Genomic DNA, 13,007 nt, shown 5'->3' with positions numbered 1-13,007 from the left:
TCAAGGCAGGAAATGGCCTCCACCAACGACCTCAAAAACGGCCTGGTACTCAACCTGGACGGCGAGCTCTGGGCCGTCGTCGAGTTCCAGCACGTCAAGCCCGGTAAGGGTGGTGCCTTCGTGCGCACCACGCTGAAGAACGTGCTGTCCGGGAAGGTGGTCGACAAGACCTTCAACGCGGGCACCAAGGTCGAAACCGCGACCGTTGACAAGCGCACGATGCAGTACCTGTACGCCGACGGTGAGGACTTCGTCTTCATGGATCTGGAGACCTTCGACCAGATCACCGTGCCCGGTGGCACCGTCGGTGAGGCAGCCAACTACCTGCTGCCCGAGGCGGAGGCGACCGTCGCCCAGCACGAGGGTGTGCCGCTCTACATCGAGCTGCCCACCAGCGTCGTGCTGGAGGTCACCTACACCGAGCCGGGCCTGCAGGGCGACCGTTCGACCGGCGGCACCAAGCCGGCGACCGTGGAGACCGGCGCCACCGTGCCGGTTCCGCTGTTCATCACCACCGGCGAGAAGATCAAGGTCGACACCCGCGACGGCCGTTACCTCGGCCGCGCCTGATGGCTGAGGGTTCCAAGCAGCAGATGCCGGCGCGCCGCAAGGCGCGCAAGCGGGCGCTGGATGTCCTTTACGAGGCCGACCTGCGGGACAAGCCTCCGGTGGAGGTGCTCGCCGGCTACGTGCAGCGGATCGAGCAGCCCCGACCGGAGCACCTGGGCTACGCGGTGGGCCTGGTCGAGGGGGTTGCCGAGCACCTCAACCGGATCGACGAGCTGATCGCCAGTTACGCCGAGGGTTGGACGCTGGAGCGGATGCCGGTCGTCGACCGTAATCTGGCCCGGATCGCCGTCTACGAGTTGCTCTACGTCGACGAGATCGACGACGCGGTGGCGATCAGCGAGGCCGTGGAGCTGGCTCGGCAGATGTCGACCGACGACTCGCCGCGCTTCCTCAACGGGGTGCTCGGCCGGATCGCCGAGTACGCCACCCGCTGAGCGTCCGCACCGAACGCCGCAAATCCGAAAGGGCCCGTGCCAGTCGGCACGGGCCCTTTCGGTGAAGCGGCAGATCAGGTGAAGCGGCAGATCAGGTGAAGCGGCAGATCAGGTGAAGCGGCAGATCAGGTGAAGCGGCAGATCAGGTGAAGCGGCAGATCAGGTGGAGCGGCAGATCAGGAGGCGAAGAACGCCCGGGGGTCGGCCACCAGCACGCCGTGCTCGGTGAGCCGCTCGATCAGGCCCGACGGTGAGGCGTCGTAGACGATCGCGAGCGCCCGCAGGTCGTCGGCGCGGATGGAGAGCACCCGGCCGTTGTAGTCGCCGCGCTGCTGCTGGATGGCGCGGGCGTAGCGGGCGACGTAGGCCAGGTCCTCGGAGGCCTCGTCGTAGAGCCGCTCCAGGTCCAGGACAATCTTGCTGGTGGGCTCGTGACGGACGCCACTGCCGTCAGGCAGCAGTTCCGAGACGGGTACGCGGTAGAACTCGGCCAACTCGGCCAGACGGGACACCGTCACGGCCCGGTCGCCACGCTCGTACGAGCCGACCACCACGGCCTTCCACCGCCCGTTCGACTTCTCCTCCACACCCTGCAGGGAGAGACCCTGCTGCTGGCGGATGGAGCGCAGGCGGGCGCCCAGAGACTTGGCGTATTCAGAGGGCATTCGGACACTCCCAGTGCTGCTCGGGGTTCTCCCGTCGATCGCTACGGAGCGTGACGGTACGGGGAATGCGACACGTGGTCAAGTGGTCGTGCCCCTCCCGTTGCGGAGCGTCCGGGGAGTTTTCTCCTTTTCCGGTGCCTGACCCGGTGGTCAGCGGCCGCCGTCCATCACCCCGGTGACCACTGGTAACGTGGCACAAGCCCCGGCCCAGGTCCGCTGAGCGGTCCGGCCGGAGGTGCCCGACATCCTTTAACGACCCGTCCCGTGAGGCGGGGAAGGAGGTCCGCCGTGGCATACCCACCGGCTGCCCGCTCGTCACCACCGCAACAACCCTCGGTGAAGGTGATCCTCGCCAGCGCCGACGTGCAACGCGTGGTCGACCGCATCGCCCACCAGATCCTGGAGAAGACCCAGGGTGCCGCCAACACGGTGCTGCTGGGGATTCCCACCCGGGGCACCCCGCTCGCCCGGCGGCTCGCCGACCGGATCAGCACCTTCGAGGACGTCGCCGTTCCGGTCGGTGTGCTCGACATCACCCTGTACCGCGACGACCTCCGTCGGCACGCCACCCGCGCGGTGGGTCCGACCGAGCTGCCTCCCGGCGGGATCGACGGCAAACGGGTCATCCTGGTCGACGACGTGCTCTTCTCCGGCCGCACCGTCCGGGCCGCGCTCGACGCGCTCAACGACGTGGGCCGCCCGGCCTCGGTGCAGCTCGCCGTCCTGGTCGACCGGGGCCACCGGGAGTTGCCCATCCGCGCCGACTACGTCGGCAAGAACATCCCGACCTCGCTCGCCGAGAGCGTCAAGGTGACGCTCGCCGAGATCGACGGGACGGACGAGGTCAAGCTCTACGGGGGACCTGCCTCATGATCAAACATCTGCTCTCCGGCGGGGACCTGGACGTCGACACCGCCACCGAGATCCTGGACACCGCCGCCGAGATGGCCACCGTCGCCGGCCGGGAGATCAAGAAGCTTCCGGCGCTGCGCGGACGGACCGTGGTGAACCTCTTCTACGAGGACTCCACGCGTACCCGGATCTCCTTCGAGGCGGCGGCGAAGCGGCTCAGCGCCGACGTGATCAACTTTTCCGCGAAGGGGTCCAGCGTCACCAAGGGTGAGAGCCTGAAGGACACGGCGTTGACCCTGCAGGCCATGGGCGCGGACGCCGTGGTCATCCGACACCCCGCCTCCGGCGCGCCGCACCGCCTGGCCAACTGGGTGGACGGGTCGGTGGTCAACGCCGGCGACGGCACCCACGAGCACCCCACCCAGGCGCTGCTGGACGCGTACACGATGCGGGCCCGGCTGGGCCGGCTCGCCGGCCTGTCGGTCGCGGTGGTCGGGGACGTGCTGCACTCCCGGGTGGCCCGCTCCAACGTGCTGCTGCTCTCCACCCTCGGCGCCAAGGTCACCCTGGTCGGCCCGCCGACCCTCATCCCGGTCGACATCGCGGGCGCCCTCGCGCCCGGCACCGACGTCTCCTACGACCTCGACTCCGTCCTGCCGAACGTGGACGTGGTGATGATGCTGCGCGTGCAGCGGGAGCGGATGAACGACTCCTACTTCCCCTCCGCGCGCGAGTACGCCCGCCGCTACGGGCTGGACGGGCCGCGGATGCGCCGGCTGCCCGAGCACGCGATCGTCATGCACCCCGGCCCGATGAACCGGGGGATGGAGATCACCCCCGAGGTCGCCGACTCACCCCGCTCCACCATCGTCGAACAGGTCACCAACGGGGTCTCCGTGCGGATGGCTGTCCTTTACCTGCTGCTCGGAGGGAACAACCGGTGACCGCGTACCTGATCACCAGCGTGAGTGTCGTCGGCGCCGCGCCGACCGACCTGCTGATCCGCGACGGCGTGATCGCCGAGGTCGGTCCCGGCCTGACCGCGCCGGACGCCACAGTCGTCGACGGCACCGGCCTGGTCGCCCTGCCCGGCCTCGTCGATCTGCACACCCACCTGCGCGAGCCCGGTCGGGAGGACGCCGAGACGGTCGAGTCCGGTTCCCGGGCGGCAGCGCTGGGCGGCTACACGGCGGTCTGCGCGATGGCCAACACCTCCCCGGTGGCGGACACCGCCGGCGTGGTCGAGCAGGTCTGGCGGCTCGGCCGCGAGGCAGCCCTGGTCGACGTGCAGCCGATCGGCGCGGTCACCGTCGGGCTGGCCGGCGAGCGGCTGGCCGAGTTGGGCGCGATGGCCGACTCGGCGGCCCGGGTTCGGATCTTCTCCGACGACGGGCACTGCGTCGCCGACCCGAAGTTGATGCGCCGAGCCCTGGAGTACGTCAAGGCGTTCGACGGGATCATCGCCCAGCACGCCGAGGAGCCCCGGCTCACCGAGGGCGCCCAGATGCACGAGGGCGAGGTCTCCACCCGGCTCGGCCTGATCGGCTGGCCGGCGGTCGCCGAGGAGGCGATCATCGCCCGGGACGTGCTGCTCGCCGAGCACGTGGGCAGCCGGCTGCACGTCTGCCACGTCTCCACCGCCGGCAGCGTCGAGGTGCTGCGCCAGGCAAAGGCGCGCGGGGTACGCGTGACCGCCGAGGTGACCCCGCACCACCTGCTGCTCACCGACGAACGGGCGGAAACCTACGACCCGGTCTACAAGGTGAACCCGCCGCTGCGCACCGCCGCGGACATCGCCGCGCTGCGTGCCGCCCTCGCAGACGGGGTGATCGACGTGATCGCCACCGATCACGCCCCGCACGCCGTGGAGGACAAGGAGTGCGAGTGGGCGTACGCCCGACCGGGGATGCTCGGTCTGGAGACGGCCCTCTCCATCGCGCTGGACGTGTTGGGCCCCGAGTGGGACCTGATCGCCGAGCGGATGTCGCGCACCCCTGCACGGATCGCCGGCCTCACCGGGCACGGCGTCGACCCCACGCCGGGTGTGCCGGCCAACCTGACCCTGATCGACCCGGCCGCCCGCCGCACCATCGAGCCGGCGGAGCTGGCCAGTCGCAGTCGCAACACCCCGTACGCCCGCATGACGCTGCCAGGTCGCATCGTGGCGACCTTCCTGCGCGGCGAGCCGACGGTCCTGGACGGAAAGGCTGTCAAGTGAGCGCGAGGAATGCAGCGCAGCGGAGTCCCGCAGTCGCGAACGAAAGGCGGGTCCGGTAATGGTCAAGCGCAGACCCGCAATCCTGGTGCTGGAGGATGGGCGCACGTTCCCCGGCGAGGCGTACGGCAGCGTCGGAGAGACCTTCGGCGAGGCGGTCTTCAACACCGGCATGACCGGTTACCAGGAGACCCTGACCGACCCGTCCTACCACCGCCAGGTGGTGGTGCAGACCGCGCCGCACATCGGCAACACCGGCGTCAACGGCGAGGACGACGAGTCCGGTCGGATCTGGGTGGCCGGCTATGTCGTGCGCGACCCGGCCCGGATCGGCTCGAACTGGCGGGCCACCGGTGGTCTCGAGGACCGCCTCGCCACCGAGGGCGTGGTGGGCATCAGCGGGGTGGACACCCGGGCGCTGACCCGGCACCTGCGCGAGCGGGGCGCCATGCGGGTGGGCATCTCCAGCATCGACAACGACCCGCAGAGCCTGCTGACCCGGGTCCGCCAGGCGCCGCAGATGGTCGGCGCGGACCTGTCCGCCGAGGTGAGCACCGCCGAGCCGTACGTCGTCGAGGCCCTGGGCGAGCACCGGTTCACAGTGGCCGCGCTGGACCTGGGCATCAAGCGCAACGTGCCGCGTCGGCTGGCCACCCGTGGGGTGACCACCCACGTGCTGCCGGCGTCGTCGAGCATCGACCAGATGCTCGCCACCGGCGCCGACGCGATCTTCCTGTCGCCCGGCCCGGGCGACCCGGCCACCGCCGACGCCCCGGTGGAGCTGGCCCGGGAGGCGCTGCGGCGGGAGGTGCCGCTGTTCGGCATCTGCTTCGGAAGCCAGATCCTCGGTCGGGCGCTCGGCTTCGGCACCTACAAGCTGGGCTACGGCCACCGGGGAATCAACCAGCCGGTGCTCGACCGGGTCACCGGCAAGGTCGAGGTGACCAGCCACAATCACGGCTTCGCGGTGCAGGTCCCCGGCTCGGGCAACGGCGCGGTCGTCCCCGACCAGGTGATCGACACCGACTTCGGTGGGGTACGGGTGTCGCACGTCTGCCTCAATGACAACGTGGTCGAGGGGTTGCGGGCCGTGGACCTGCCCGCGTTCACCGTCCAGTACCACCCGGAGGCGGCGGCCGGCCCGCACGACGCGGACTACCTCTTCGACCGATTCGCCGAGCTGATCGAGGGCCGTGCCCTCGACCGGCGGCCCAGTGAGGGCCGGACCCACAGCAAGGGGCGCAGCAATGCCTAAGCGGACCGATCTCAAGCACATCCTCGTGATCGGCTCCGGGCCGATCGTCATCGGGCAGGCCTGCGAGTTCGACTACTCCGGCACCCAGGCGTGCCGGGTGCTGCGCAGCGAGGGGATCCGGGTCAGCCTGGTCAACTCCAACCCGGCGACGATCATGACGGACCCGGAGTTCGCCGACGCGACCTACGTCGAGCCGATCACCCCGGAGTTCGTGGAGCTGGTCATCGCCAAGGAGCGCCCGGACGCGATCCTCGCGACCCTCGGCGGGCAGACCGCGCTGAACACGGCCGTCGCCCTGCACGAGGCCGGCGTCCTGGAAAAGTACGGCGTGGAGCTGATCGGCGCGAACATCGACGCCATCAACCGGGGCGAGGACCGGCAGCTGTTCAAGGAGATCGTGGCGAAGGCCGGCGTACGGCTGGGCGTCGACGACCCGACCGCGCTGGTGCCCCGCTCGCGGGTCTGCCACTCGATGGACGAGGTCGAGGCGACCGTCGCCGAGCTGGGCCTGCCGGTGGTGATCCGGCCGTCGTTCACCATGGGTGGCCTGGGCTCCGGCATGGCGCACACCCCGGAGGACCTGGCCCGTATCGCCGGCGACGGCCTGTCCGCCAGCCCGGTGCACGAGGTGCTCATCGAGGAGAGCGTGCTCGGCTGGAAGGAGTACGAACTCGAGCTGATGCGCGACCGGCACGACAACGTGGTGGTGGTCTGCTCGATCGAGAACATCGACCCGATGGGTGTGCACACCGGCGACAGCGTCACAGTGGCCCCGGCCATGACGCTCACCGACCGGGAGTACCAGCGCCTGCGTGACCTGGGCATCGCCGTGCTGCGCGAGGTCGGGGTGGACACCGGCGGCTGCAACATCCAGTTCGCGGTCAACCCGGTCGACGGCCGGATCGTCGTGATCGAGATGAACCCCCGGGTGTCGCGGTCCTCGGCGTTGGCCTCCAAGGCGACCGGCTTCCCGATCGCGAAGATCGCCGCGAAGCTGGCCATCGGCTACACCCTCGACGAGATCCCCAACGACATCACCCTGAAGACCCCGGCGGCGTTCGAGCCGACCCTGGACTACGTGGTGGTGAAGATCCCCCGGTTCGCGTTCGAGAAGTTCCCCGGCGCGGACCCGGAGCTGACCACCACGATGAAGTCGGTGGGCGAGGCGATGAGCCTCGGGCGCAACTTCACCGAGGCGCTGAACAAGGCGATGCGCTCGATGGAAACCAAGTCGGCCGGTTTCTGGAGCGTGCCGGACCCGGCGGGCGTCACCCTGGCGGAAACCCTCGCCGCGCTGCGGATCCCGCACGACGGCCGGTTGTACACGGTGGAGCGGGCGCTGCGGCTCGGGGCGTCTATCGCCGAGGTGGCCGAGGCGTCCGGCGGGATCGACCCGTGGTTCCTGGACCAGATCGCCGCGCTGATCGAGCTGCGCGCCGAGATCGTCGACGCGCCGGTGCTCGACGCCGACCTGCTGCGCCGCGCCAAGCGGGCCGGTCTGTCCGACCGGCAGCTCGCCGCGCTGCGCCCGGAGTTGGCTGCCGAGGACGGCGTACGGACCCTGCGCCACCGCCTCGACGTGCGCCCGGTCTACAAGACCGTGGACACCTGCGCGGCCGAGTTCGAGGCGACCACGCCGTACCACTACTCGACGTACGACCTGGAGACCGAGGTCGTGCCGTCGGACCGGCCGAAGGTGCTGATCCTGGGCTCCGGCCCGAACCGGATCGGGCAGGGCATCGAGTTCGACTACTCGTGCGTGCACGCCGTCCAGGCGTTGCGGTCGGCCGGCTACGAGACCGTCATGGTCAACTGCAACCCGGAGACGGTCTCCACCGACTACGACACCGCCGACCGGCTCTACTTCGAGCCGTTGACCTTCGAGGACGTCCTGGAGGTCTGGCACGCCGAGGACTCGTCCGGTCGCGCGGCCGGCGGGCCGGGTGTTGTCGGGGTGGTCGTCCAGCTCGGCGGGCAGACCCCGCTGGGGCTGGCGCAGCGGCTCAAGAACGCCGGTGTGCCGATCGTCGGCACCTCGCCGGAGTCGATCCACCTGGCCGAGGAGCGCGGCGCGTTCGGCGCGGTGCTGGCCCGCGCCGGACTGCGCGCGCCGGCGCACGGCATGGCCACCTCGTACGACGAGGCCAAGACGATCGCCGACGAGATCGGCTACCCGGTGCTGGTCCGGCCGTCGTACGTGCTGGGCGGGCGGGGCATGGAGATCGTCTACGACGACCCGACGCTGCGCGACTACATCGGCCGGGCCACCGACATCTCCCCGGACCACCCGGTGCTGGTGGACCGGTTCCTCGACGACGCCATCGAGATCGACGTGGACGCGCTGTGCGACGCCGACGGCGAGGTCTACATCGGCGGCGTGATGGAGCACATCGAGGAGGCGGGTATCCACTCCGGCGACTCGTCCTGCGCGCTCCCGCCGATCACCCTCGCGGGCTCGCACCTGGTCGAGGTCCGGCGCTACACCGAGGCCATCGCGCGTGGCGTCGGGGTCCGTGGCCTGCTCAACGTGCAGTACGCCCTCAAGGACGACGTGCTCTACGTGCTGGAGGCCAACCCGCGCGCGTCGCGGACCGTCCCGTTCGTCTCCAAGGCCACGGCGGTGCCGCTGGCCAAGGCGGCGGCCCGGATCGCGCTCGGGGCGAGCATCGCCGAGTTGCGCGCCGAGGGCCTGCTGCCGGCGACGGGGGACGGGGGGACGATGCCCGCCGACGCGCCGGTCGCGGTCAAGGAGGCGGTGCTGCCGTTCAAGCGTTTCCGGACCCGCGCGGGCAAGGGGATCGACTCGCTGCTCGGGCCGGAGATGAAGTCGACCGGCGAGGTGATGGGCATCGACACCAACTTCGGGCATGCCTTCGCCAAGAGTCAGTCGGCCGCGTACGGGTCGCTGCCGACCGCGGGGAAGATCTTCGTCTCGGTGGCCAACCGGGACAAGCGTGGCATGATCTTCCCGATCAAGCGGCTGGCCGATCTGGGCTTCGAGATCGTCGCCACCGCCGGCACGGCCGAGGTGCTGCGCCGGCACGGCATCGCCTGTGAGCAGATCCGTAAGCACTACCAGGCCGGTGCGGGCGACGACGCGGTGTCGTTGATCGGCGGCGGCCACGTGGCGCTGGTGATCAACACACCGCAGGGCTCGGGTGCCAGCGCCCGCTCCGACGGCTACGAGATCCGCAGCGCGGCCGTCACCGCGGACATCCCCTGCATCACCACGGTCCCCGGCGCCGCCGCGGCGGTGATGGGCATCGAGGCGCGGATCCGCGGCGACATGCAGGTCCGCCCCTTGCAGGACCTGCACGCAACCCTGCGGGCGGCCCAGTGACCCTGTTCGAGCAGGCGGTACGGCCGTGGTTGTTCCGGCTCGGGGGCGGGGACGCCGAGGCGGCGCACGAGTGGACGCTGCGGCGGTTGGCGGTCCTGTCGCGGCGGCCGGCCGCGCTCGCCGCGCTGCGGGCCCGCTACGCGATCGACGCGCCGCGCACCGTGTTCGGGGTGCGGTTCCCCAACCCGGTCGGGTTGGCCGCCGGCATGGACAAGGACGGCGCGGCGCTGCCGGCCTGGCCGGCGCTCGGCTTCGGTTTCGTTGAGGTCGGCACGGTCACCGCGCACGCCCAGCCGGGCAACCCCCGGCCGCGGCTGTTCCGGCTGCCGGCCAGCGAGGCGGTGGTCAACCGGATGGGCTTCAACAACGCCGGGGCCGCCGCGCTGGCCGCCCGGCTGGCGGCGCTGCCGCGCCCGCTCGGGGTGCCGCTGGGCATCTCGCTGGGCAAGTCCAAGGTGACCCCGCTGGACGAGGCGGTCGAGGACTATCTCGCCTCGTACCGGGCGCTGCGCGGGCACGGCGACTACTTCGCGGTGAACGTGTCCTCACCGAACACCCCGGGTCTGCGGTCGTTGCAGGACCGTGGCCACCTGGACGCGCTGCTCGGCGCGTTGGTGGGGGAGAAGCCGGTTCTGGTCAAGATCGCACCAGATCTGACCGAGGCGGCGATCGCCGAGCTGCTGGAGGTCTGCCTGGCCCGGGGTGCCGCCGGGGTGATCGCCACCAACACCACGCTGTCGCGGGACGGCCTCGCCGGCGTCGACGTCGAGCGTGGCGCGCAGGCCGGTGGCCTCTCCGGTCGGCCGCTCACCGGGCGGGCCCGCGACGTGGTCGCCTTCGTCCACTCCGAGACCGGCGGCCGGCTGCCGATCGTCGGCGTCGGCGGGGTGCTGGACCCGGACGACGCGGCGCGGATGTTCGATGCCGGCGCAGCCCTGGTGCAGCTCTACACCGGCTTCATCTACCGAGGACCGGCCCTGGTCCGCGCCGCCGCCCGCGCGGCGGCCGCAACGGCGGCACCGGACGCGGTCGCCGGCCGGTGACCGCCCCCGGTCCGGTGCTGGCCCGGCGCAACCGGGTGCCGAGCCCGCGCCGCGCCGACGACGCAACGCCCGTTGTTGCCCCTTTGCTCTGCACCCGTGGGTGCACCACTCGGAGCGTGACACCCGGCCACCGGGTGTCGCGTCCGCGGGTGCAGAGCAAAGGTGGCGGAAATGGAAGCGGCGGCCACGGCGGGGGAGGCGGCGGCGGAGAGGTTCGACCCGGCCGCAGGACGTCCGCCGTCCGGACCGCTTGAGGCGCAGAGGAGTACGCGTGACACCCGAGGAGATCCTGGCCGCTGACCGGGCGCACGTCTGGCACCCGTACGCCGCGCTGCCGCCGGCCAACCCGCCCTACGTGGTGCGCGGCGCCGAGGGGGTACGGCTCACCCTGGCCGACGGCCGGGAGCTGGTGGACGGGATGTCGTCCTGGTGGGCGGCGATCCACGGGTACCGGCACCCGGTGCTGGACGCGGCGGTGACCGACCAGCTCGGCCGGATGAGCCACGTGATGTTCGGCGGGCTCACCCACGAGCCGGCGGTGCAGCTGGCCCGGACCCTGGTCGAGCTGACCCCGGACGGCCTGGAGCACGTGTTCCTGGCCGACTCCGGCTCGGTCAGCGTCGAGGTGGCGGTGAAGATGTGCCTGCAGTACCAGCGGGCCGTCGGGCGGCCGCAGCGGCGCCGGCTGGCGACCTGGCGGGGTGGCTACCACGGCGACACCTTCCATCCGATGAGCGTCTGCGACCCGGAGGGCGGGATGCACCACCTGTGGGGTGACGTGCTGCCCCGGCAGGTGTTCGCCCCGGTGCCGCCGGGGGGCTTCACCGACCCGCCCGACGACGCGTACGTGGCGGCGCTGGTGGAGACGGTCGAGCGGTACGCCGACGAGTTGGCCGCTGTGATCGTCGAGCCCGTCGTCCAGGGCGCCGGTGGGATGCGCTTCCACCACCCGGGTTACCTGCGGGTGCTGCGCGAGGTGACCCGCGCGCACGGGATTCTGCTGATCTTCGACGAGATCGCCACCGGGTTCGGCCGTACCGGCGAGATGTTCGCCGCCGAGCACGCCGGTGTGACGCCGGACGTGCTCTGCGTGGGCAAGGCGCTGACCGGCGGATACCTGACCCTCGCGGCGACCCTGTGCACCGCGGAGGTCGCCCGGGGCATCTCGGCGACCGGCGTGCTGGCGCACGGGCCCACGTTCATGGGCAACCCGCTGGCCTGCGCGGTGGCGAACGCCTCCATCGGGCTGCTGCGGGCCGGAGACTGGGCCGGCCAGGTCGCCAGGGTCGGCGCCGGCCTGCGCGCCGGTCTGGAGCCCCTGCGCGGCACGCCGGGCGTGACCGACGTACGGGTCCTCGGCGCGATCGGCGTGGTCCAGCTCGATCACGAGGTCGACCTCGGCGCGGCGACCGCCGCCGCGGTCGCCCAGGGGGTGTGGCTGCGTCCGTTCCGCGACCTGATCTACACGATGCCGCCGTACGTCACCGACGACGCCGACCTGGCCCGGATCGCGACCGGGGTGGCGGCGGCGGTGGCGGCTGGCTGAGTCGGCCCGGCCACCGGGTCGACGGGTTACCCGGGCGGGTCGGCCGCCCGGACGAGAAGAGGGGAACACTCCGATGGAGAGCTTCGGTACCCGGCTGCACCGGGCGATCACCGAGCGGGGCCCACTCTGTGTGGGCATCGACCCGCATCCCGGTCTGCTGGCCCAGTGGGGTCTCCCGGACGACGTTCAGGGGCTCGACCGGTTCAGCCGGACCGTGGTGGAAGCACTCGGTGACCGGGTTGCGGTAGTCAAGCCTCAGTCGGCCTTTTTCGAGCGGTTCGGGTCCCGAGGTGTGGCGATTCTTGAGTCAACTATCCGACAGTTACGAGATGCCGGCTCGCTCGTTCTGCTCGACGTCAAGCGCGGCGACATCGGCTCGACGGTGAGCGCGTACGCCGCCGCGTACCTTGATCCATCCAGCCCTGTGTATGTCGACGCGGTCACCGCGAGCCCCTACCTCGGGGTCGGTTCGCTGGCGCCGATGTTCGAACTGGCCGCCGAGCACGGCGGCGGCGTGTTCGTGTTGGCCCTCACCTCCAACCCCGAGGGCGCGGCCGTGCAGCGGGCCGTCACGGCCGACGGCCGCACCGTGGCGCAGACCGTGATCGACGAGATTTCCCAGCTCAACAGGGGTGCAGCCCCGCTCGGGAGCTTCGGTCTGGTGGTCGGCGCGACCATCGGTGACACCGGTCACGACCTCTCCGGTGTGGGCGGCCCACTGCTCGCTCCGGGGCTCGGCGCGCAGGGTGCCGGCGCGGCCGATCTGCGTACCGTCTTCGGTTCAAGCCTCGCCTCGGTGCTCCCGTCGTACTCCCGGGAAGTGCTCTCGGCAGGCCCTGACGTGGCCGCGCTACGGGCCGCCGCGGAGCGCGTGTTGGTCGACTGCCGGGCCGTCCTGCCTGCCCGGTGACTGACTGACGGGTCGGTCACTCTACGGTGATCATGCGGCCCCCACGTTGCCGAAAGCTCCGTTGGCCGCTAGTTTTCCCCGCGCTGGGAACCATGGACCCCTTGGTTCACAGCGACACCACGTTTCACAGATGCGGCGGTGCGCCCCGCCCGCCGCGATAGGGACCTGAGGAGAACT

At 71.2% G+C, this 13,007-nt stretch carries 11 protein-coding genes; 10 read left to right on the top strand and 1 reads right to left on the bottom strand.

Annotated elements, in window-relative coordinates; genetic code table 11:
- The first annotated feature begins 12 nt into the window (after positions 1 to 12).
- Both efp and nusB read left to right on the top strand, forming a co-directional pair.
- Entirely contained in the window at positions 13 to 570 is a 558-nt protein-coding gene (efp, locus tag ACFYP0_RS17090; RefSeq protein ID WP_007458344.1) for an elongation factor P, read from the top strand.
- Between the two features lie 23 nt (positions 571 to 593).
- Complete coding sequence (gene nusB / locus ACFYP0_RS17085) at positions 594 to 1,004, top strand: transcription antitermination factor NusB (RefSeq protein WP_184188983.1); 411 nt, start codon at positions 594 to 596, stop codon at positions 1,002 to 1,004.
- 176 nt (positions 1,005 to 1,180) lie between these two features.
- Here the strand turns inward: nusB and bldD are convergent, their stop codons facing one another.
- Complete coding sequence (gene bldD / locus ACFYP0_RS17080; protein ID WP_007458348.1) at positions 1,181 to 1,669, bottom strand: transcriptional regulator BldD; 489 nt, start codon at positions 1,667 to 1,669, stop codon at positions 1,181 to 1,183.
- Between the two features lie 288 nt (positions 1,670 to 1,957).
- On the opposite strand from bldD, the gene pyrR reads away from it, so the two are divergent.
- The 8 genes from pyrR (at position 1,958) to pyrF (ending at position 12,830) form a co-directional block, all read left to right on the top strand.
- Positions 1,958 to 2,542 carry a bifunctional pyr operon transcriptional regulator/uracil phosphoribosyltransferase PyrR gene (gene pyrR / locus ACFYP0_RS17075; RefSeq protein WP_091401898.1) on the top strand — a complete coding sequence of 195 codons (585 nt, stop codon included), beginning with the start codon at positions 1,958 to 1,960 and terminating at the stop codon, positions 2,540 to 2,542.
- Positions 2,539 to 3,465 carry an aspartate carbamoyltransferase catalytic subunit gene (locus tag ACFYP0_RS17070; RefSeq protein WP_124853878.1) on the top strand — a complete coding sequence of 309 codons (927 nt, stop codon included), beginning with the start codon at positions 2,539 to 2,541 and terminating at the stop codon, positions 3,463 to 3,465. Before pyrR ends, ACFYP0_RS17070 begins: the two co-directional genes overlap by 4 nt.
- Entirely contained in the window at positions 3,462 to 4,739 is a 1,278-nt protein-coding gene (locus ACFYP0_RS17065) for a dihydroorotase (RefSeq protein WP_386996656.1), read from the top strand. The genes ACFYP0_RS17070 and ACFYP0_RS17065 overlap by 4 nt, the downstream gene beginning before the upstream one ends.
- A 58-nt stretch (positions 4,740 to 4,797) precedes the next feature.
- Positions 4,798 to 5,991 carry a glutamine-hydrolyzing carbamoyl-phosphate synthase small subunit gene (carA, locus tag ACFYP0_RS17060; protein ID WP_386996653.1) on the top strand — a complete coding sequence of 398 codons (1,194 nt, stop codon included), beginning with the start codon at positions 4,798 to 4,800 and terminating at the stop codon, positions 5,989 to 5,991.
- Positions 5,984 to 9,331: a carbamoyl-phosphate synthase large subunit gene (gene carB, locus ACFYP0_RS17055; RefSeq protein WP_124853875.1), complete on the top strand. Its 3,348-nt coding sequence runs from the start codon at positions 5,984 to 5,986 to the stop codon at positions 9,329 to 9,331. The genes carA and carB overlap by 8 nt, the downstream gene beginning before the upstream one ends.
- Positions 9,328 to 10,374, top strand: a complete 1,047-nt coding sequence (locus ACFYP0_RS17050) for a quinone-dependent dihydroorotate dehydrogenase (RefSeq protein ID WP_124853874.1) — start codon at positions 9,328 to 9,330, stop codon at positions 10,372 to 10,374. Before carB ends, ACFYP0_RS17050 begins: the two co-directional genes overlap by 4 nt.
- A 271-nt stretch (positions 10,375 to 10,645) precedes the next feature.
- Positions 10,646 to 11,920, top strand: a complete 1,275-nt coding sequence (locus ACFYP0_RS17045; protein ID WP_124853873.1) for an adenosylmethionine--8-amino-7-oxononanoate transaminase — start codon at positions 10,646 to 10,648, stop codon at positions 11,918 to 11,920.
- 73 nt (positions 11,921 to 11,993) lie between these two features.
- Complete coding sequence (gene pyrF, locus ACFYP0_RS17040; RefSeq protein WP_124853872.1) at positions 11,994 to 12,830, top strand: orotidine-5'-phosphate decarboxylase; 837 nt, start codon at positions 11,994 to 11,996, stop codon at positions 12,828 to 12,830.
- The last annotated feature ends 177 nt before the right edge of the window (positions 12,831 to 13,007 follow it).

It is taken from the genome of Micromonospora arida, assembly GCF_042873195.1.
Classification (GTDB): domain Bacteria; phylum Actinomycetota; class Actinomycetes; order Mycobacteriales; family Micromonosporaceae; genus Micromonospora; species Micromonospora arida.
This window is presented reverse-complemented; position numbering and strand designations above follow the sequence as displayed.